Annotated in this window: 24 protein-coding genes; 1 reads left to right on the top strand and 23 read right to left on the bottom strand. The window is 51.4% G+C overall.

What is annotated here, in order from left to right; all coding sequences use genetic code 11:
• Nucleotides 1–8: 8 nt before the first annotated feature.
• From WMO29_RS09430 to WMO29_RS16760, 15 genes are all read right to left on the bottom strand, one after another.
• A complete protein-coding gene (locus tag WMO29_RS09430) occupies nt 9–419 on the bottom strand; it encodes a DUF6966 domain-containing protein (protein ID WP_117529870.1) in 411 nt (136 codons plus the stop codon).
• A 14-nt stretch (nt 420–433) separates the two neighbouring features.
• On the bottom strand, nt 434–1,120 hold the full coding sequence (locus WMO29_RS09425) for a hypothetical protein (RefSeq protein WP_206671295.1): 687 nt from the start codon (nt 1,118–1,120) through the stop codon (nt 434–436).
• A 16-nt stretch (nt 1,121–1,136) separates the two neighbouring features.
• Complete coding sequence (locus WMO29_RS16765; protein WP_117528089.1) at nt 1,137–1,850, bottom strand: Imm51 family immunity protein; 714 nt, start codon at nt 1,848–1,850, stop codon at nt 1,137–1,139.
• Nucleotides 1,851–1,860: 10 nt separating this feature from the next.
• Nucleotides 1,861–2,106: a hypothetical protein gene (locus tag WMO29_RS09410; protein WP_020225637.1), complete on the bottom strand. Its 246-nt coding sequence runs from the start codon at nt 2,104–2,106 to the stop codon at nt 1,861–1,863.
• Between the two features lie 2 nt (nt 2,107–2,108).
• Nucleotides 2,109–2,708, bottom strand: coding sequence for a hypothetical protein (locus tag WMO29_RS09405; protein WP_117528091.1), 600 nt, complete (start codon nt 2,706–2,708; stop codon nt 2,109–2,111).
• 20 nt (nt 2,709–2,728) lie between these two features.
• A complete protein-coding gene (locus WMO29_RS09400) occupies nt 2,729–2,962 on the bottom strand; it encodes a hypothetical protein (RefSeq protein ID WP_117528093.1) in 234 nt (77 codons plus the stop codon).
• Between the two features lie 8 nt (nt 2,963–2,970).
• Nucleotides 2,971–3,930: an NTF2 fold immunity protein gene (locus tag WMO29_RS09395; RefSeq protein WP_349164589.1), complete on the bottom strand. Its 960-nt coding sequence runs from the start codon at nt 3,928–3,930 to the stop codon at nt 2,971–2,973.
• A gap of 11 nt (nt 3,931–3,941) precedes the next feature.
• Nucleotides 3,942–4,889, bottom strand: a complete 948-nt coding sequence (locus WMO29_RS09390; RefSeq protein WP_349164588.1) for a DUF4241 domain-containing protein — start codon at nt 4,887–4,889, stop codon at nt 3,942–3,944.
• Nucleotides 4,890–4,894: 5 nt separating this feature from the next.
• The gene (locus WMO29_RS09385) at nt 4,895–5,221 is read right to left on the bottom strand and encodes a DUF5713 family protein (RefSeq protein ID WP_002588986.1); all 327 of its coding nucleotides are present in this window, start codon (nt 5,219–5,221) and stop codon (nt 4,895–4,897) included.
• 36 nt (nt 5,222–5,257) lie between these two features.
• On the bottom strand, nt 5,258–5,761 hold the full coding sequence (locus WMO29_RS09380; protein WP_002588985.1) for a DUF2004 domain-containing protein: 504 nt from the start codon (nt 5,759–5,761) through the stop codon (nt 5,258–5,260).
• A gap of 777 nt (nt 5,762–6,538) precedes the next feature.
• On the bottom strand, nt 6,539–6,817 hold the full coding sequence (locus WMO29_RS09370) for a hypothetical protein (RefSeq protein WP_154239007.1): 279 nt from the start codon (nt 6,815–6,817) through the stop codon (nt 6,539–6,541).
• Nucleotides 6,818–6,829: 12 nt separating this feature from the next.
• Nucleotides 6,830–8,212, bottom strand: coding sequence for a DUF6138 family protein (locus tag WMO29_RS09365; protein ID WP_141267620.1), 1,383 nt, complete (start codon nt 8,210–8,212; stop codon nt 6,830–6,832).
• A 14-nt stretch (nt 8,213–8,226) separates the two neighbouring features.
• Complete coding sequence (locus tag WMO29_RS09360; protein ID WP_349164587.1) at nt 8,227–9,342, bottom strand: hypothetical protein; 1,116 nt, start codon at nt 9,340–9,342, stop codon at nt 8,227–8,229.
• Between the two features lie 15 nt (nt 9,343–9,357).
• A complete protein-coding gene (locus WMO29_RS09355; protein ID WP_008723379.1) occupies nt 9,358–9,528 on the bottom strand; it encodes a hypothetical protein in 171 nt (56 codons plus the stop codon).
• 157 nt (nt 9,529–9,685) lie between these two features.
• Nucleotides 9,686–10,000, bottom strand: coding sequence for an SLOG family protein (locus WMO29_RS16760; RefSeq protein ID WP_243129151.1), 315 nt, complete (start codon nt 9,998–10,000; stop codon nt 9,686–9,688).
• 333 nt (nt 10,001–10,333) lie between these two features.
• On the opposite strand from WMO29_RS16760, the gene WMO29_RS09345 reads away from it, so the two are divergent.
• Nucleotides 10,334–10,648 (top strand): helix-turn-helix domain-containing protein, encoded by a 315-nt coding sequence (locus tag WMO29_RS09345; RefSeq protein WP_002576937.1) that lies wholly within the window; start codon nt 10,334–10,336, stop codon nt 10,646–10,648.
• Between the two features lie 188 nt (nt 10,649–10,836).
• Here the strand turns inward: WMO29_RS09345 and WMO29_RS09340 are convergent, their stop codons facing one another.
• The 8 genes from WMO29_RS09340 to WMO29_RS16800 form a co-directional block, all read right to left on the bottom strand.
• A complete protein-coding gene (locus tag WMO29_RS09340) occupies nt 10,837–12,249 on the bottom strand; it encodes a relaxase/mobilization nuclease domain-containing protein (protein WP_349164586.1) in 1,413 nt (470 codons plus the stop codon).
• Between the two features lie 54 nt (nt 12,250–12,303).
• Nucleotides 12,304–12,630, bottom strand: a complete 327-nt coding sequence (locus WMO29_RS09335; RefSeq protein WP_006773027.1) for a hypothetical protein — start codon at nt 12,628–12,630, stop codon at nt 12,304–12,306.
• Complete coding sequence (locus tag WMO29_RS09330) at nt 12,627–13,481, bottom strand: nucleotidyl transferase AbiEii/AbiGii toxin family protein (protein WP_002595844.1); 855 nt, start codon at nt 13,479–13,481, stop codon at nt 12,627–12,629. The genes WMO29_RS09335 and WMO29_RS09330 overlap by 4 nt, the downstream gene beginning before the upstream one ends.
• Nucleotides 13,478–14,074, bottom strand: coding sequence for a type IV toxin-antitoxin system AbiEi family antitoxin domain-containing protein (locus WMO29_RS09325; protein ID WP_002595843.1), 597 nt, complete (start codon nt 14,072–14,074; stop codon nt 13,478–13,480). The genes WMO29_RS09330 and WMO29_RS09325 overlap by 4 nt, the downstream gene beginning before the upstream one ends.
• A gap of 121 nt (nt 14,075–14,195) precedes the next feature.
• Nucleotides 14,196–14,495 carry a CD1845 family protein gene (locus tag WMO29_RS09320; protein WP_008816745.1) on the bottom strand — a complete coding sequence of 100 codons (300 nt, stop codon included), beginning with the start codon at nt 14,493–14,495 and terminating at the stop codon, nt 14,196–14,198.
• Nucleotides 14,496–14,650: 155 nt separating this feature from the next.
• Nucleotides 14,651–14,989, bottom strand: a complete 339-nt coding sequence (locus WMO29_RS09315) for a plasmid mobilization protein (protein ID WP_349164585.1) — start codon at nt 14,987–14,989, stop codon at nt 14,651–14,653.
• 2 nt (nt 14,990–14,991) lie between these two features.
• Nucleotides 14,992–15,810 (bottom strand): DUF3848 domain-containing protein, encoded by an 819-nt coding sequence (locus WMO29_RS09310; protein ID WP_008816743.1) that lies wholly within the window; start codon nt 15,808–15,810, stop codon nt 14,992–14,994.
• A gap of 1 nt (nt 15,811) precedes the next feature.
• A complete protein-coding gene (locus tag WMO29_RS16800) occupies nt 15,812–19,261 on the bottom strand; it encodes a helicase-like domain-containing protein (protein WP_494337552.1) in 3,450 nt (1,149 codons plus the stop codon).
• Nucleotides 19,262–20,813 lie beyond the last annotated feature (1,552 nt).

The following is a 20,813-nucleotide window of genomic DNA, read 5'->3' as shown; positions in this document are numbered from 1 at the left end:
AAGTCCTCCTACAGCCTATCCAGATTCTCCTGCAAATCGCCCTGCATCAAGTGCTGGGCAATGGCTTGGTTCAGTGCCTTATGGGGGTGATAGGCTGCCTGCTCTACATCGTGCAGGCACTCCTCCATCAATGCCTCCGGAGAAATGCCTTCCCGTTTGCCATAAAGATGGCCGAAGGCATAGCACACGGACTTGAGAAAGCCGAAAATATAGTCGTGATTTCCACGCATACTGGGCAGGTCGTTGAACGAGCCCATACCTCCGTATGCCCGAAGATGGTGGGCAACCTCCCGCTGCTGGTTCCAGTCCTGAATGTCCCGCTCCAGCCAGCCGATCCAGTTTTTGAATTCCGGGTGGTCTGTCTGTAAAATCGACCGCAGACAGATCAGAGCCTCAGTATAAATATCTGTCTGTTTCATCAGATTCCTCCCAACTATTTTCCGAAATGCTCCAGATACAACTCCCGCACGGAATAGGGGCCTACAAGGTCCGTTTCCTGCCGGCCATCCCAGGAATACACATGAATTTTGCCCTCGTCCCCAATGTACTGCTGCTCCTCAAAGGCTGCTGGAAAGGGAAAGCTCTCTACCATGCTCCAGTCGATCCTGGGTTTCAGCTCATCAAACTCCTCGCGCTTGAGCCTTTTGAAGTTAAACACCAGTGCAGCACCAATCCCATCGAACAGCAAGTCTGCGTATTCTCTGGGGGTGATGCTCTCGCTTACATTGGCAGCGTCAACATTGACATCCAGAACTTTGTTGCCGCAGTTTGTCCAGATTTTATCAGGAGAGAACCAGGTGGTGCGATACTCAGTGTCTGCAAAATTCTCACGGGGATACCATCCGTTTGCGCTGTCCGGCTTGACGCCTTCCAGAAGCGGCCCATTATACGGGGAAAGCGGATAATATCGGTGCCGCACCGGATCAAATCGGTGAAAAGAAATTTTCAGCAGATACCTATGCTTTTCGCTGCGCATGAGCTTATGGGGCTTCACGATATGTTCTTCGATCAAACTCCAAATGTACTCATCCACACGGATGGATACACGGGGGCGGCCGAATAGTGTGATTTTGTTGGTGTCTGTATCCACATTGAGCCAGACACGATTGATTTCAACCATTGTCATTCCTCGCTTTTCAAAACGCTCCGCTATAAAATCGGCTTTCCCAGATGGCCTCAAATTCCGCCTGCTCTATGATGCAGGCGTGGAATTCCTCGCCCCAGACATGGGCGTTCAATTCCTCCACGGTGGGGATCGGCGTGATCTCGATGGCGCCGTCGTAAAGGTCAGGGATGTTACGGGTGCGGCAATCTGCAAAGATGTCGATGGAGCGGAGAGCCAGCCGCTCATTTTCGGTATCCACTTCATAGAGGATGACCGATGGTTCACCCTCCGGTGCGCCCTCCCAAAAGAGCTTGATGTACTCGATCTTGCCAAGATAAGTCCGCATCGCTTTTTCATCGGCGCAGGCTACTCGGATCATTTTGGCCAACATCATCAAATCGTCGATGTATTGGGAATACACGCAGAACACATCCTCGTCAGAGTCGAAGTTAAACAGACCCACACCGCTGTTGTTTTCCTCGAACTCCCGTATCACGCCCCGGACCAGCCGCTCCCAGTCTCCGCTGCTTCCAGTCAGTCCCAGCCGACGGAATTCTTCCGTCCGGAATCCATCGTTGATTTTCAGCAGAAGGGAGAGCGCATAGGGGTGGTGGGGAATGAGAAAGAATGGCGCAATCTGCTCCGGCTTCACCCAGATTTTGAAAGGCGGACGCGGATCGGGTATCCAGGGCAAGATTTCCCATTCGTCCTCCGGTCGGTTTCCGTATTGGCAAAGGTCTTTCATAGTGTTCTCCTCATTCGATGTCGCTTAGTTCTTCTTTCACATCCAGTGGAGCGCCGTCCAGAGATGTGATCTGTGCCAGTTCTGTTTCCGTCAGATTTTTCAGGAAAATGCAGTATTCGTCCGGGTGGCCTCCCACAAACTCCATTTTGGGCATCTCGATCTGCTGTGGGTCGGTGATCCACAGGCAAGGTTCTCCTGTTGCCCAAAACCGAGTCAGAGTAAGAATTTGGCCGTTGTAAATTACTTTCTGTTCCATCCTCATTTCTCCTGCATTTGCCTCAGCAGCTTCACGATCCGCTCCCGGTTCTTTGCGGTTTTCATAAAGGTGGGGAGATGGTCGGCCTGGGTCATTTTCGCTCTTCCCGGCGGCTTTTCCCGCAGTCCGGCGCTGAGATAGCCGATCAGATAGGCAAGATGTTCTCGGTTGAGTGCCCATACAGGTTTTCCCTGAAATGAAGTCAAAAACCATAGTTCCAACCCGAAATAAGGTTCTCGTCCATCTCTGATTTCGCCAATATATGAAAACGCCTCCGCTGTTTTATGAACTTCTCCCGACATGGTTGTTCCGCAATAGGGGCAGGTCACATGGAGGACGGGAAAATGCTGCTTTGCCGTATCTTCAATATCCACTCGGTAGTACCTGCCGCAGTTTTTGCACTGGTTATGGACATCATAACGGTAGATCGTCCGATCCTGCGTCATCCGGTGGCCGCAGCTCAGGCACCGGAAATAGGCGTTGTCATCATCCGCTGTCACCACACCTGCGCCATGGCACTTGGGGCATTTCACCTGAATGCCAGAGGTCAGGGCGTTGTATGCACTGTATGTAAAGTAGGGTTCATCAACAATTCGGCTCATGCGCCCACACACTCCTCTCATCAGTTCTTTTCCAGATAGAATCCCCATACGCAGTTGGAGAACTCTCCAGCGGCAAAGCGGTGGATCTGCCCGTCAATCTCCACCTGCCAGACCTCGAAGGTATGGTCTTGGTGATAGATCGGGTCTTTGACTTTTACTCGCTTGCCGGTGGTTTGCCAGTTGTAGTCAAAGATGTTCACACCGAACAATTTGCATTGACCGTCTGGGCCAAAAGTTTCATATTTCCAAGCCATGTGATGCCTCACAATCCCGTGCGCTGCCAGCCGTCCAGCCGCTCCTGCACCCCGTCGATCCTCCAGCCCTCGCCCACACGCTTCATGAGAAAGCGGCGGTCAAAGCTGGTATTTTTCTCTCTGGTGTAGATGTAGAGCTTGTTCTTAGTGATCTGCTCCGCGTCAAGGAATTCTTCCCCGTTGTAGGTGCCCTGGGCGCTGTATGAGAGGGCCAGAGGCCGATAGCCCAGACGGGGCTTTTCGCTCACATACTTCTCCCAGATCGCCAGCAGGCGGGGCACAGCCTCGGCATCTTCAAACCCAACCTGCTCCATGTACTGCTCCCATTCTGTCATTTCGGCAAAGAAAGCGGACAACACACTGCGGCATTCCGACGCTGCCTGCTCATCCAGCTGGACGGGCTTTTTGGCCTTTTCCCGCTGGAGCTGGGAGAAGTGTTCCATCTGCTCCTTGGTAAATTGCACATGGGCCACTGGCTTGATGTAGTTGTTGCCGGCGACAGCCAGCAGTCCATCATAAGTAACAGCAGTGTGGTCGATCCAGATATGAGAGAGCTTGGGGATGGAGGCTGCCTGGAGCAGACCGGCATCATCCAGCCCAGTGTGGTCAAGGGTCAGCAGGTCCAGCTTACAGCCTTGCAGGGCGGACAGGCCGCTGCCGTCGATCCCGGCGTTCCCGGTCAGCAGCAGGATGCGCAGCTTGGGCATGGCGGAAAAAACGGGGAAACAGGCGTCGGTGAGGGTGCCGTTTTCCACGCCGAAGTTGACCATGCTTTTATGCCCGGCAAAGGGGGCCAGCAGTTCATCCGTCACCGGATACCCTTTCACATGGAAGCCCACCAGGGTGTAACCGGCCAACCGCTCCATGATCTCTGCGGTCAGCTTCGGGACTTCAAATTGTTTCTCTCTATCTAAGGCCAGGACACCATTTTCCCAATCCGCTGTCCGCGCCCGTTTTGGCCATTCCATAGCTTTCCTCCTTACTCCTGCTCCTTGTAACTATCTTCAATGTCGATGAAGCGCACATACACGGCGCAGACTTCGCCCTTTGCGTCATAGCCGAAGTAGACGGGATAATAGCCGTCCCCCCAGCCAGAGGCAAAGATGGGCAGGTTGCAGTCCGTGTCCGGCACCGTCCAGTTGAGCCAGTCGCCGCAGTCCCCCTGATATTTGGGGTGGGCTTTGGCGTTTTCCTCCAGAAGATCGCAGAACAGATCGTTGTAGGGGTCGATGTCCGGGTCTTCTTCCAAACGCTTGGCCCAGTAGGTCTTGAAGGCCGCCTGGGTCTGGATGTCCGCCACACAGCCCATTCCAGCGTCTACGCCAAAGCCAAAATACTCGTCCTCGCCCAGTTCCTCGTCCAGATCCTCTTTGCCGGTCATGCCCAGCTCATAGCGGACAGGCTTCTCCCGACTGACCTCCACCTTGACGCAGGCATAGCGGTCGCCGTATTTCTCACTGGGCACCACACAGATCTTTACGGGATAAGTCCCGGCGGGGATCGTCTGTATAAAGGGCGGTGTATCCTCCAGCTCCACCAGAGGATCGCAGGCGAAAATCGTTCCTGTGGGAAAATGGACGACACCGATGTCCAGTACATCCACCGCCATGTTCCCAATCACTTTTTCTGTGAAATGGCCTTCCAAGTCATCTTTACAGGTCAGTTTATCCTTGATTGCTTCGTATTTGTTCAGCCATTCAGTTGTAGGCATAGCAGTTTCCTCCTGTTGATTCTGTTTCTTGATATACGCGCTCTTTGAGCCATCCCAGTAGCAGTTCACACACCGGCCATCCTGAAAATGATGGTCACAATTCGGGTAGCCATAGAGAACATGAGCACATTCCGGGCACAGCCCCATCATCTGTGAGGAGCCTTTGAAAAACAGGCTGCCACACTCATCACAAAGGGTCCGTTCTTTTTCTGCCATAGGGCTCACCAATCCCGTTCCCGGATGGCCTCCTCGGTGTCAATGGGAATGCCAAACCACTCCAGAATGTAGGCCACGGTTGCCGCGATACACTCCCGTGCCACCGTTTCGATCTCGCTGTCGTTCTCGTCAAACTCCTCCTGGAGATCATTGATGCCGCAGACCGCCTCGTCCAGCGTTTCCTGCACCACTTCGGTGTCGGTTTCGCCACTCTCCAGCAGGGCGATGACCTTCTGAAGCTCGTCCTTTACCTTGTCCACCAGAAAAGCAGGATAGTAATCGTCCTGATACATCTCGTCCAGCAGCTTGTAATTGGGGTCAAATGCTTTCATAGGGATTGCTCCTTTCCTCGTGTATGTCAGTCACGCTCAGCTCTCATGTGTGATACAGAAAATCTCCTTGTTCAAATCAAAGTAGATTACCATCAGTTCGTCGGTAATCTCCGGGTTAAAGGACAGATCCAGAATGAAAACTTGCTGGTTCATCTCGCTATCCACCAGACTGCCGAACCGCTTGAGCTTCAAAAAGTCAACCATCTCAGCAAAGGACAGTTTGGCTGGGTCGGTTCCCGGAAAAAGTTCCGCCACAATATCCGGGCCTACATCGTCCCGATGGAACTCCATGAAAAATGTCACAACGCTATGGTAGCGGCTGTCCTCGTCTGCCAGCGCCGCTTTGATGGCGGCTTTGGCCTTCTCCGCCAATTTCTCCGCCTCATCCAGCATTTCTCCCACCGCATCCATGACAGCAGGATCGCCGGTCAGTTCTTCCTCTACATCGAAGATAAAGGGTAGTCCCGATTCCTCGGGAAAGTTGAAGATTTCCTCACCGGGTGTATATGTAAAATCAATGCGTTTACAATTCAGTTTCATAGATATACCTCTTATTTCAATTTCAGCACAAATCCCCAGATACTCACCACAATCAAGAGGACACCCAGCAGAAAGAAAACCACACGCCGGTATCCTCTGCTGTGTCGATGGGCATCCCGCGTACCAGTGGGGTCGCAGAGCCAGTTCCAGTTGCGGATCGCTCCAAACAAAATCACGGCCCCGATGAGCACCGAGGCAATGTACCAATGCTCTTGTAAAAATGCTGTGATCTGTTCGCTGTTCATTTACAGATACCCCCCCCTTTTTTACATCATCGGGAGTTTCCTTTCGGATGATTTCCTCCCGCTCTTTTAAATCCAGCTCCAGAGCTTTTTCCTCCTCCAGATATTCCTCGCAGTCCCGAACCAGTTTTTGGGCGGCTGGGTCATCCGGGACCAGGGACAGCCAGCGTTTTGCGTATTCATAGGCGATGGCTGCGGAGCTGTATGCCATCAGGCAGGAATAGCCCATCCGGGAGTTCCAGTAAGGGTCGTTTTCTCCCTGGGTGCGAACGGACTCCAGCAGTCGGATGGCGTGCTGGATGAGATTTCCGTCCACTTCACTGCCGGTTCCGTGCTCTCCATGATCTCCCAGGACCGCCAGATTGCTGTAAGCCCGACTCAACTTGACGGTTAGCAAATAATCTCGCTCCTGCTCCGGGATAGCCTCGATGGCCTCAATACATCGTGAGAACTCGTCCGCATCATTCCACTCCTCAAGCTGCTCCAGCAGCTCTGCTTTTTCTGCCTGATTCATCATTTCACCGCCTTTTCCGTGTCATCCTTTGCCTTTTTTGAAGTGTCTGCTGCCTCGCCAGGTGTTGACCACACAGGTGAAGATCTGGCCGCAGTGCTTGCACCTAATCATGTGAGCCATAATTTCGTCTGCCCAGCCATCCTCTGTCTTTACCTTCTCCAGTGGGCAGGTGGATTCCTCTTGCATCAGTTCAAATTCCCCCTCCGACACCAACTGCTGAATGTAAGCAATACAGGCCAGATAGTCCTTTGGGGCGTCAAATTTTCTCCATGTTTGAATGTTTCGGCAGTGCTCGCACATACAGAGCCCTCCTTACGCAAATACTTGCTGGTATTTCTCTTTCAGTTCCTTGGGCGCTGTCTTGATGACCTTGCTGCCGCCGTTTTCAGAGGCTGTGCCCCAGATGGCCCAGAGCACATCACGCCACAGGTAGGCCAGCGCCCTTTTGTCATTGCCGGATTCTTCCGGCAGGTAATGTTCCAGATGCCCTTTGATCTCCAGCAGAGCATCCAGGCTCTCCTCATTGGCGATCAGGGCGCGGAACTCCTTTGCGGGCTTCAGATTCTGCATGGACTGTACTCCGTGGACCAGCACCGGCAGGGACTGGGCAGTGAACCCGTACTGCTTGAACAGAATATGCAGGAACTTCTCCTGCAAAGAGGAGTGCTCGTCATCACATCGATCCAGGTAATCGCACACCAGCCGCCACCACTTCGGCCCTTCCAGTCCCAGGGCGAACACGGCAAAGGTGCCAGGCATGGCGCAGGCTTCATCCGCAAGGTTTTGATACCACTCAAACTCCCGCATAGCCAAACGAGCGTATCGCTCCATAGCCGGATGAAGATCAGGGTGCTGCACAGCACAGGCAAAGAGCTGATTGACGCCCTTTTGGGGCAAGCCGGGAATGGGCAGATAGAGTTTTTCCTTCCCACGGAACTCCACCGAGTAACTGCGGGGAAATTCCTCCTGCTCCAGCACCGCACACAGGTAGTCCAGGATTTCAGCATAGCACTCCTCCGTGGAGTCCCTGGCGGTGATGCGGATAGTGGCAAACGCATCATTGGCCGATGCGTTGAAATGCTCCGTCTTACGCTGCTGGATGTCCTTTGGTAATTTGCCGCTGCCGGCTGTTTTCAGCTGCTTCACCATATCTGGGCGAAGCTGGGAGACCAGGCCGAGGATGTGCTCGGTGGTGAGGGATTCAAAACTCTGCCCGTACACCGTATGGCAGACCGCCACATGGCAGGCAAAGCGCAGCAGGCCTTCATCCACATCCTCCGGCCGCAGCTCCGGCCACACAGTACAAGGCGGGTAAGGCGTAAAATCATCCTCTTTTTCTCCAGCCTCAAAATACCTTTCCTGCACCTGCTTTTCTATGTATTTCTCCAATGTATAGCGGATCTCCTGCCAGCCCACCAGCCGCCGCATGGCGTCGCAGAGAGAGGCAGCATCCTCACAGGGAAATCCTTTCAGCGGCAGCCCGGTCAGATACCGCTCCAGCAGCTGATCCGGGAGAAAGGGTGTTCCGTTATGATTTCGCACCACAGTCGGGTAGGCGGAGTGATTTTCACGAGCGGTTCCGTTCAGCACATCCTGAATGCAGAGATCCGCCTCCGCCAGCACCTCCAGGGAAGTGTCCGGCTTGTGGATCAGATAGTAGCGGTCATGTACGCCATCACGCTTTGGCAAACTCATGGCAAGGTCTCCTCTCAGGTTTGCTGATGCTGCATGGATACGATTTGGCAGTCTGGACAGAATTCCACATAGAGCGTGCCCTCCGCACAGTCAAACACCGTATCCCACTGAATCTGGGCCAGATATTTCATAGGTTTCCCACAGTGGGGGCAGGTCGTATATTCCGCGTCCTGTACCCAGTTGGCAAAGCCACCCACCGTGTTCACATCCTGGCGGGCCGCACCGTAAAACAGGGGCACGGGCGCTTCGCCCAGCACAAAGGGATTTTCCGTGAGGGCCTTGTAGTCCTCGGGACTGACATAGCAATCCGTTTTCTCCGCCCCGTCAAAGAGCTCGGAGGGAAAGACTTCCACGCCGCCATCCAGGGTAAAACTGTTAAAGGCTGGACTTTTCAAGAATCCCACACAGTTGGGGCAGCAGGTGGCAGTCAGAATACCATCCAGCCCCAGGAACCGGAGCCGCTCATCCCGGCCATCCAGCACCAAAATATCCACCATCCGCCCGCCGCAGTGGGGACAGGTGTCCTCCCGTGCTCGGCCAATGCGGACGGGAGATTTCTCGCCAGTGGTTCCCTTGACCATAGGATAGCAGGTATCGAAGCCCAGTCGGATTCTCTGGCCCTCCTTGTCGAAGGTCCAGCCTCCGATCTGCGCATAGCTGGATGGATCTACATAGAGACCCTTACGCCAGGGCCGGGGATTTCGCTCCAGCTCCAGCAGAGTCTCCATTGCCTTGTCATCTCCTTGCATAGCAAGGCAACTCATCAGGTTGGAGGCCGCGCTGGAATATTCTGCGGACAACAGCGCATGGATCAGACCATCCCGCACATCGGCGGGAGCATGATAATAGATCTCACAGGGCCAGAACACCTCTGCGGCCAGTGCCACTCGCTGAATCTCCGGGGTGATGGCATCATGGTAGCCAAGCAGCTGCCAAAAGTCGGCGAACTCTGGGTCCTCCATATCAGCCAGCCTCTGGATGTTCTGTATCAAGTTTCTTTGTTTTTCGACAATTTGTTCCGGCATCCAGGCCAGAGCAGCTTGCCGTTCTTGCTCGCACTTACATTTCCAACACAATCCCTCATAACCCAATGGGGTTCCACAGCTGGGGCAGGTATATTTCAGACTCATGTTCTCATACTCCTTTCAGGCAATAAAAAAGCCCCACGCCGCACTGTCATAAAGACAGGCTGACGCAGGACATGAAGAAGCCGCGTTGAAGGAGCCGCATCCACCAGCAGATGTAGTTTCTTCAACAACCAAAATATTTTTTTCGTATCTTAAAGCAGCAAATTGCTGTCCAATATATTTGTTCATAGCGGCACCATTTGTTCTGAGCGTAGTTTTATATCTTATTATATCACAGCACCCCTTCAATGAAAATATTTTGTTGGAAATGCTAATGAAAAATTTTTGTGAATTTGTTAAGGCGCAGGGGCTGTTATCTCCATAGTGTCTGGATGGATCAGAGTGATTACTTTTCCCTGATGTAAGGCATAGTTGACTGTCTGTGCTGTGCCTGAACGCAGCTTTTTCTGATTATCAAACACACCGATAAGGTACTCTGCATGATCGACCATATAGTAATTCCTTTTTTATAACTGGAAACATCCGCAGAATGTGAAATAACAATAGAATCGTTTGAGTTTTGGATCAGCTTTTTCAATCTATGTCTACTCTGATCCGGCCATTTAGAGTCATAGCCGATGAAGGGAACTACAACGATAATTTTAATATCCTCGTATCCCGTTTGTGCTCTCAATGTCAGCAGCTGTTCTCCAGCCCACATATCCACACCAAGAGCACCGCCGACAAAAAAGTACGGACAAATTTCTCGTCATGGAGTATCCGAAACTGCTCCAGGAGACATTCTTTTAGTTTTTGGCATAGGGGATCTTCCTCATTATATCCAAAGCAAAATCTTGTTGGTCGGTGGCCGGTAATGGCGCAGGCATACTGATTCATATAAATCACCCTTGATAACTGCCGTGATTACGCATATAAAGCAAAAATAACGCAAATAATAATGCGTATAAAGGTTGTATTACAAAATTATAACACAATACATACGAAGTATCAAGAATTGCTTTCTGCTATGCTAAAAGAGCAGAGAGGTGAGCGTATGGACGAAGAATTTATCCGCAATCGAATCACAGAATTACGATTGAAAAAAGGCGTTTCAGAATATCAGATGAGCATGGAGTTAGGGCAGAACAGAAGCTATATTCAGGCAATTTCTTCCGGGCGTTCTATGCCGTCTATGAAGCAGTTTCTCAACATCTGTGAGTATTTTGAAATCACGCCGCTTCAATTTTTTGATGCACAGGAGAATAACCCTCAGCTTATCAAGAAGGCTTTGGACGGAATGAGAAAGATGTCAGATGACGATCTGATTATGCTGATTGGTTTTATAAGTCGCTTAAACACAGAAAACTAACGATAGGAGGCAGTAAGCGTCCCGTCGTTAGTTTTTCATTTTATGCGCAGCATATTGTGGCAAGCAATGCTTGTGGCTATCCATTTCGCCACAAACTGCTTGTTGAGGGCAGTGCCCCCAAGCCCCTTTGAACACAGAATTTCATTCTGTGGCTGCGCGTTCTGCGAACGCTTTTGACCAGGACCAGCTTATCGCTGGCCGTGGTCTTTTTCTTTTTCAACATCCTGTTCTACCTCCATTTTCAGCACCCGATCCACATTGGCCTTTGCAGTTAAAAGCTCCCGCATTTCCTCACGAGAACGCCGGTACTCGGCATAGGTCTTTTTCTTTTCTTCCAGCAATTTCGCATACCCTGTCTGCAACTCTTTGACCTTGGGCAGCTTCTTGACTCCCATTTCATCAAAGGCATTTTTAGCAGCCTGGTGGAGCAGAATTTCTTCCTCATGTTCTTCCCGGAATTTCTTAGAGTAGCCGGCCTTGCGGTATGCCACATAGACCTCACGGGTCTTGGCATAATTTACAATGTGAGTACGCAGAACAGCAATCTCTGCCATGCGCTTTTCAGCCGCTTTGATCTGCGCCGAAAGCTCATTGTGATGTGCCGTGGCAGCCGCAGCCTTTTCTTCTAAAATCGCATACTCCAACAGGTTATTCTCTGACAGGTAATTCATGGTCTGTGCCATTTGTTTCAGATTGAAAACCTTAGCCCATCGAGCATAGCCAGCACCTTTTCCTGCCTGCAATTTTGCCTGAATGTCCACCAGCAGATTGACCTTCGGCGGCTCTGCCTGTGCGACCACTTTCTTTCGTGGGGTATGCGCTTTCTTCCCGGAGAGAACCGCCTGCAAATCATCTAATCCATATCCTTCGCCCAGGCTGTCCATACGGGCGGCTTTCTCCCAACCGGGGAGCTTCAAGCGATATGATTTCCCGCGTTTTGATACTTCACAGCCGGACTCTTGCAGCAGCTTCAGCAACGCCTCAAAGTCAGTAGGACTTTGTGATAATGCGTTGTCAATCGCTACACGCAGCAGCTCTCGGTGAGAGGGCTTTGCCTGATCGCCCAGCCACTTGTTATAGCTCTTTCCGTGAGGTTTCGGATTCTCCACAATGGACAGTCCGTTTTCGACGCAGATGGTGTCACTTAACTGTCGGACTGCCTTGGTGCTGCCCCAAAAGTTTCGGAATTTCCGGTCATATTCTAAGCTGACCGATGACCAGATAATGTGATTGTGAATGTGCGACTTGTCTATGTGAGTGCAGACCACAAAGGCATGATTACCCTTGGTAAAGCGCTTGGCAAATTCTACGCCCAGCCGGTTGGCTTCTTCCGGAGTGATCTCACCGGGGCGGAAAGACTGGCGCACATGATAGGCAATCACATCGTCCGCACCTCGCACTCGTCCGGTCGCGGCAAGGTACTGTCGCTTTGCCAGAAGGAACTCTGCATCCGCAGTCCGACTGTCACACGCATAGCCGGTAATGAGCCTGCCGTTATCTGTTTTTTGGGGATTGGCCACATAGTCGATGATGTCACTGATCGCCCGACTTTCTGTGCGGCCCTTGCCGACATGAAGCGGCATGATTCTCGTGGTTGCCATAGGTCAGACCTCCTTCCCGAAAAGAAAACGGCCTGCCATAGCAGACCGCTTTCACTATTCTATAAAACTTTCTTCATCGAAAAAATTGAACTCATCATCTTCTAAGTGTCTTGGTGGAAATCTCATTTCATATTGCTCTTGCGCCAATGCACGGACATCAGGCCGCCTATCCTTTAGTCGATTTTTCAGCCAGGACAACTGCTCTTTCGATAGCCTCCATGGAAGATTCAAAAGACGATTCAGTGTCATCAGTTCAGCCTGCTTTTCTGCTGGTAGCGAAGCACAGGATTTACAAATGTGGGATGCATGACCTTTGCCTGAAAATTTTTCGTTGGCTTTGTATTCACCACAAACTTTACAATAGTGTCCATGCTTTTTCATAAGCTGATGCCCTTCTCGCAAAGAACATATAACCTGCGAATTGCTTTCATAATCACATCCCATTCCAAATCAGAAGCATAAGAAAACTTTTTACGGTATGCCTCCCAAAGTTTTTGCATAACCGAATCATTTTCCACTTCGTCAAAAACTTCTTCAGCCTGGTTAAGATACTTCTCCGATCCCCGTTTATGAGCAGTTGCCAGAAGCGCATCATGTAAAATTTTCGGGTTCAGCGTGGTTCCATGCAGCTGTTCTAAAATGTAAATATCGTAGAAATCTCTCATGCGGGTATTGGTTGTGGTTCTGGTAATAATGGTTTCCAGTTTTTCTGCCAGCACAGTTTCTAAATTATAAGCCCAAATATCAATGGAGCGATCTTCCAGCATAAGTTTGAATGAATACCGAACCTCTCTTGGAGTGATTGCATCTCCCGTAGAAATATCAATTTTCAAAGGGGTCACTACACCATCGAATGTTGTACTCATGCTGACACGAATTCCCGGATACTCTGCTTCATCCATAATCTCCGAAATACTTTTCAGCTGAAATTTAACACCATCATCAATCGGAACAGTTACGATTGATGAAATTAGATTCTCAATATCCTCCACATTAACATTAGCTCCTTTTATGGTTGCATCCAAATCCATCGTAGAGCGGGCATCCAATCCAACCATAGCCGCTACCAACATACCACCCTTTAAGATAAACTTATCACGATACTCAGAAAGAGAAATACGCTCCAAAAAACGCTCCATCATGTAGTTCCTCATTAAAATCTGAGCATCTGCGGATTTTTCTCTGGAAAGGTTTCGTATTAAATCTTTAAGCTGCCTTGCTGTTTTTATCATAAAAGTACCTCCAAATACTGTCGTAAAATTTTTTCCACCTTGAACATCCCGGCATATTGCATTAAAGCTCGCAGGTTCTTATCTTTTCTACGGGCATACGCTTTCAGTGCTCCCTGAAAGGTCTGAATTTCAATTCTGCTACGGCTTCTGAGCAAATCACAGATCGTTCGCTCCATATCATAAACCGGCACAGTATGCCCGAACGGAGTTTTCGCTGTTGTAAGTCCTACATCATGTAAGTCTGCTTTAATCGTAAAAACTTGAATGCCTTCTGCTTTCATTTTGCTTGGATTGCATCCAGTTTTGACCGTAACTGTATATTCTATTGGTTCACGGTCTGTCAGATCGTGAAAAAATAAAGCTGTTTCATGTGAAAATACTGCTTGTTCAAATCGCAAATGAAGCAGATACATGGCATCCACCCAGGAATCTTTGGACAGATAAATCCCATGTGCAACTCTATCCAAATCTCGTGAACGCACATAATCATAAAATACCGGCTTTGAAATTCCAGAGGATACGACCTGTGATGTTCGCAGCATTCCTTCTTGTGCTGTTAGCATCTGATCCAGCTGTTCAAATTGTCCCATCATGTCACTTCCTTTCGTACTAATATTATATTCAATATTAGTTCAAAAGTAAAGTCGTGGATATATAGTTTCTCTTTCCAAATTTAACAGACGGTGTTTGGCATTTTGTGGCTTTGCGTATTTTTTATCCATAAACCCAATCCTGAATGGCAAATTTCAAACTCTGCACCTTACCCATCAGCCAGATTGCAGCCAACGGCAGCCCCATAGGGCTAATCAAAAATGCCATAACCAGCAAAATCACACCATTTTGCGGGGAATAGGTAATAAGCACAGCCACGCCAAGCAGAGCAATTACAGTGCTGAGCAGACCAAGCACCAGACCGGATATGTAGATCAGCCCCGTGCAGAGCCAGACAAAAAGCGTCAGCACCAAAATGACCGGTGCAGTTATAATCATCAAAAGCCCTTTCAAAATCTTCATGTCATTTCCTCCTTGCAGCGTTCTTGGTATCTTTTCTAATCATATTATCCGGTGCGGACAGGCAAAAGACAAGGATACAGACAAAAAGAAAAAGCGGAGGAAGGTGCGGCGAAGAAACGCCGTTCCTCCCTCCGCAAATGGAGTATCTATCCCTGTTATGAAAGTTTGGAGAGTTGGGTAAGGATTTCCTCTACGCCCTCCCATAACTGTTCCTGCCGCTGGGATATATCCTCCAAGTCAGCATCATAAACCCGCCCAGTCTCATGCACTTTACGGGTCAGCTGGTTTAAGTTGTTGCTGTTTCGGCGCATCAGGGAAACAAGCTCCTTCAGCTCCGGCAGCTCCAGCTTGACTACATACCCATCCAGCGCCATTTTTCTTAGATAGGCTTCACGGTTGGAGGTTCCAAACTGAGACATTTTTTGCTCAATCACAGCAAGCTCCTCCGCTGAAACTCTAAAGTTTAATTGCATATCCCGCTTACGCTTTGCCATGGTTATCTCTCCGGTCCCTGTTTCTTCGGGGCGGCAGGCTTATGGGCAGGCAGTTCCTGCTTGAGCTTATCCCGTACAGAGGGGCGGGACGGTTGTATCTTTTCTCCCTGAGTACGGCTGCGCTGCTGTTCTTCTCGCACCAGATCAATAAAGCCATCCAGCACAGCAGGGTGGCTGTTCAGGACATAACCACAACGGACGGTTTCGGGATTATCGTTGGGAATGGTCTTGGCCCATTCCTTATTGCGTCGGGAGTAACGCCCATCCCAGTCCTGAAGCTGGACGGTGTTGGCAAGGACCAGCGCCACACGCTCCATGCCATAGGTCTCGATCACACCCTTTGCCGCATCGTGACTGAGATACATTCCGTCGAAGTGTTCCCGCACCGCCGCTTCAATGGACTCCTTGCATTGGAGATTTGCATTGTTGGAAACCCGGTACTGCTCCAGTTCCCTATGTTCTCTCGCATAGGCGGCAGAGTGGGGATAGACCGGTGTTGTTCGCAGTTCCTCTTTAGCTCTGCACACATCGTCGGCACGGTTCTCAATACTGTCCCGGATCACATCCATATAGCCGGTCTCCAGCTTTTCAAAATAACGGTACACATCCGCCAGCGGAGAGGGAGATTCCAAAAGTGCCTGAGCCTGGGCATCAGTCAGCTCCAGTTCCTCCATCGCCATCACAATGTCCTCACGAACCGTGTACTCATAGGTGTGGTGCAGGATTTCTTCCGGGGGCTGGCTTTTCAGCCAGTCCCTGTATTTGTCCTGCTCGGCAGCCATCTTTTCATAAAGGGCTGTATTTAGATCGTTGGTATTCATGTTATCGCACCTCCTCATGCTGTTTTGGTTTCTTGTCTGTACTGCGGGGTTGCACCGGGCGTTTTAGGTTATCCAGCACCGAAGGCCGTGTGCTTTTGGCAACAACAGACTCGGTGTGTGCCTGTCCCTTTCCGTCGATGTTGAGCAGGGTATCCAGCTCCACCAGACGGGCGTTTTTGCTTCTCAGTTCTTCTTCATAAAGGAATGGCTTTCCGACTTCCTCCTTTGCGGCAGCCTGCTGCTGGTAGAGGTTATCCAGCTGGGCCTTTGCCGCCTCCAGACGCTGGGGCATCTGGGCGAGGGCATTGTCGATACGGGTAAGATTTCCGCGAGGGTCTGTACCAAGGGTTGCCCTGTGGGTCATCTGTCCTTTTAGCAGGAGCGTATATTCCTGTTTCCAAGCGGAAAATTCCACAGACATGGCATAGCCCCGGTAGCTGCCGATCTGCACCGGATCGGAGGTTTTGACCTCCTTGCAGGCATCCAAAAGGGCAGCACCGGCGTTCTCCTTATCGGTCAGCAGGTCTCCACGAATCTCCATACCAGCAAAACCGTCCTCCGGGTGCGGGTGAGCTGTCAAAATCTCCAGATCGGATTCAAAGCCCTTGATAAAACCTTTGTGCTTTTCAATCTCCTCCGGGAAGTATTTGAGCAGCTGGTCCTCCAGACGATATTGCTTGCTCTGGTGGTCAGCTTTCATCAGTTTCAGGCGGGATACCTCCACATCCAAATCCATACGCTCCTTGATACGGGGATCTCCGGCACACAGAGCCTTGATCTCGGCAAAACTCAGGGCGGTTTCATCCACATCATCGCAGGAGCGAACCGGACTTTTGCTGGTCATGATCTGGCTGATAAATTTCTGCTTGTTCTCCACCGTCTGCCAGAGGTATGCGTCAAAAGTTCCTTCTGTCACATAGCGGTACACATGGACAAGGGGGTTCTGGTTGCCCTGGCGCTCGATACGGCCCTTGCGCTGGGCAAGGTCTCCCGGTCTCCACGGACAGTCCAGGTCATGAAGTGCCACCAGACGGTCCTGCACATTGGTGCCTGCGCCCATCTTGGCGGTGCTGCCCAAAAGAACGCGCACCTGACCGGTACGGACCTTAGAGAACAACTCCTTTTTCCGCACTTCGGTATTGGCTTCATGGATAAAAGCGATCTGGTCGGCAGGCATCCCCTGGGCAATGAGTTTCTGACGAATATCGTCATATACCGTAAAGGCCGGCTCCTGCTCCGGCAGAGGTACAGCGCCTTCCAATGCGTGAAGCAGTGGATTATCCAGCGTTTTCGCCGCCTTGCTTGCAGGAGCTTTTGCCTGTGGTGTAGAAATGTCGCAGAACACCAGCTGGGTCAGCTTGTCAGCTTTGCCGTCCCGCCAGATCTGCATGATGTTGTCCACACACTGATTGACCTTTGTGCCAGGTTCGTCCGGCAGCATCTGGTTGACGATCCTCTGGTCAAGCCCCAACTTACGGCCATCCGAGGTAATCTTGAGCATGTTATCCTGGGACGGGTCAACAGTTCCGCTGTGTACCAGCGATGCACGCTCCGAAAGAGCTTTGACCATTTCCTGCTGATGTTCGGTGGGCTGCGCCACGATGTTGTGGTACTCCACTTCCGGGGTAGGGAGATTTAACTGGTCGGCAGTCTTAATGTCCGCCACTTCTTTGAACAGGTTCATCAGCTCCGGCAGATTAAAGAACTTGCTGAATCTCGTTCTTGCCCGGTAGCCGGTGCCTTCCGGTGCCAGCTCCAATGCTGTGACGGTCTCCCCAAATCGGGAAGCCCAGCAGTCGAAGTGGGTCATGTTCAGTTCTTGCAGGCGTTCATATTGAAGATAACGCTGCATGGTGTAAAGCTCGGTCATGGAGTTGCTGACCGGTGTGCCGGTGGCAAAGATCACGCCACGGTTTCCGGTGATCTCATCCATATAGCGGCACTTGGCAAACATATCGGAGGATTTCTGCGCGTCCGATGTGGAAAGACCAGCCACATTCCGCATTTTTGTGTATAGAAACAGGTTTTTATAGTTGTGGGCCTCGTCCACAAACAAACGGTCCACACCCAGCTGCTCAAAAGTTACCACATCGTCTTTTCGCCCCTCGGCTTGCAGCTTTTCCAGTCTGGCTTCCAGAGACTTTCTGGTACGCTCCAGCTGCTTGACGGTAAAACGCTCGCCGCCGCTGGCCTGCACCTCTGCGATACCCTCGGTGATCTCGTCGATCTGCTCATAGAGAAGCCGTTCCTGACGCTCCCGGCTGATGGGGATACGCTCAAACTGGCTGTGTCCCATGATGATGGCGTCGTAGTCACCGGTCGCAATACGGGCGCAGAACTTCTTGCGGTTATGGGTCTCAAAGTCCTTTTTGGTTGTGACTAAGATGTTGGCAGAAGGATAGAGGCGCAGAAACTCCGATGCCCACTGCTCAGTCAGGTGGTTGGGAACCACAAAGAGAGATTTCTGGCACAAGCCCAGGCGTTTGGCTTCCATCGCAGCGGCCACCATCTCAAAGGTTTTGCCCGCGCCTACTTCGTGTGCCAGCAGGGTATTTCCGCCATACAGCACATGGGCGATGGCACTTTTCTGGTGTTCCCGCAGGGTAATGGCCGGGTTCATGCCGCCAAAAGTGATATGGCTGCCATCATACTCGCGGGGACGGGTAGAGTTCATTTCTTCGTTATACTGGCGCACCAAAGTCTGGCGGCGCTCCGGGTCTCTCCAGATCCAGTCCCTAAAGGCTTCCCGGATCGCCTGCTGTTTTTGGGCAGCCAGAGTGGTCTCCTTGGCGTTTAGTACGCGGCGCTCTTTTCCGTCTGCGTCCTCTATGGTGTCATAGATACGGACATCCCGCAGGTTTAAGGAATCCTCCAGAATCTTGTAGGCGTTGGCGCGGCTGGTTCCGTAGGTGGTATAAGCTGCCACATCGTTGTAGGATACAGAAGATTTCCCCTTGATCTGCCATTCAGCAGTAAAGGAGGAATAGTTGACCTCAATGCTGCGCTGGAGATAAAACGGGGTGTTGAAGGTCTCGTACATAAACTGCTGGATGTACTCCTTGTCAATCCAGGTAGCGCCCAGACGCACCTCAATTTCCGACGCATCCAGGTCTTTGGGCTGGGCGGCGGTAAGAGCTTCCACATTGACTGCAAAAGAAGGGTCCTGCTGTGCCGCCCGCTGCGCCTGACGCAGTTTGCGGCGTACATTGCCGGAAAGGTATTCATCAGCAGTCACATAATGGGGTGTGCCGTCCTGTTCCAGCTGTCCCGGCACACGGAAGATCACGCCTTGCAGTTCTCCGGCCAGTGCTTCTTTTGTTTTTCCGGTAAGCCGACTCATATAGCTCATATCTACGCAGGCTTTTTCCGAGATGGACACCGCCAGTGCTTCGCTTGCCGTATCCACAGTAGCCACTGCCTGATGGGGCTTGATGGTCCGTTTGGTGAACATGTCCGCCTTGCGCTCCAGCTTTCCGTCCTCGTCGATAACTTCCAGCGCACAGAGCAGGTAATAGGAAGAATCATCTGCATAGGCCAGCCGGTTTGCACGGTCGTTGATGAGACCGTATTTGGCAGAAAAGCTGTCATAGAGTCGGTTCAGTTCCGCCTGTTTTTGGGTAATGATGCTGTCTGGAACCGCTGCATCCATCTGAAGGTCGATCAGTTCCTGCACACAATCACGCAGTCCCACAAGACCTTTCACACGGGCTTCGGCGGTAGCGTTGAGATCAGGGCACACCATGCGGCTGTTTTCCCGGTAGTACACCTGCCCGTCTACAATGGCATAGGAATAGTTCTTCACATTGGGGTCGGCAGGAATGGAGGTGTCAATGGCTTCGCCCTCGCCCAGCTCCGGCAGCTCTGCCTCCTGATAAGTGCCATGAATGTACTTCACAGCATCATGCAGCTGGTCGGAAAGCTCCAGTCCCTCGATAGGGTTCACGGTGTAATCCATACCATGAGCAGTGCTTACCGGTTCCTGTCTGCCCAGCACCATTTCCGGGTGGTCGATAAAATACCGGTTGATGGCAAACCCATCCTCCGTTTGTCCGGTCTGAGTCCATTCCGGCACGATGTCCAGCGGACGGTCCCGCTTTTGGAGAAAGATGATGTCCGACACCACCTCGGCACCGGCATTCTTTTTGAACGCATCATTGGGCAGACGGATAGCTCCCAGCAGCTCGGCACGCTGGGCAAGATAGCGGCGCACAGTGGAATCCTTGGCGTCCATGGTATAGCGGGAGGTCACAAAAGCCACCACACCGCCGGGACGCACCTGATCCAGTGCTTTGGCGAAAAAGTAATTATGAATGTTGAAATTCAGCTTGTTGTAGACTTTGTCATTGACCTGATACTGACCAAAAGGCACATTGCCGATGGCAAGGTCAAAGAAGTCACGCCTGTCAGTGGTCTCAAAGCCGCCTACTGTGATGTCCGCCTTGGGATAGAGCTGCTTTGCGATACGCCCGGAAACCGGGTCCAGCTCCACACCGTACAAACGGCTGTTTCGCATTTCCTCCGGCAACATACCGAAGAAATTGCCCACACCCATAGATGGCTCCAGAATATTTCCGGTCTCAAAGCCCATGCGCCCCACCGCTTCATAGATTGCCTGGATAACCGTAGGGCTGGTGTAATGGGCATTGAGGGTGGAGCTTCTGGCGGCGGCATATTCCTCCGGGGTCAGCAGCTCTTTCAGCTGGGTATACTCGGAAGCCCATGCCGGTTTCTCTGGGTCAAAAGCATCAGGAATACCGCCCCAGCCCACATAGCGGGAAAGAATCTCCTGTTGTTCGGGGCTTGCCTGCTGTCCGGCAGATTCCAGCTCTTTCAGCAAACGAATGGCATTAACATTTGCTTGGAACTTGGCTTTTGGACCGCCTTCGCCCAAATGCTCATCGGTAATGCGGAAGTTCTGTGCATTGCGGCGCAGGTTAGCCTTGTATTCCTCATAGGAGGCTTCCTCGGCAGCTTTGGCATTGGGGAAGGTCTGCCACTGGCCG

Origin of the sequence: Laedolimicola intestinihominis (assembly GCF_040096155.1) — a bacterium.
Classification (GTDB): domain Bacteria; phylum Bacillota; class Clostridia; order Lachnospirales; family Lachnospiraceae; genus Laedolimicola; species Laedolimicola intestinihominis.
This window is presented reverse-complemented; position numbering and strand designations above follow the sequence as displayed.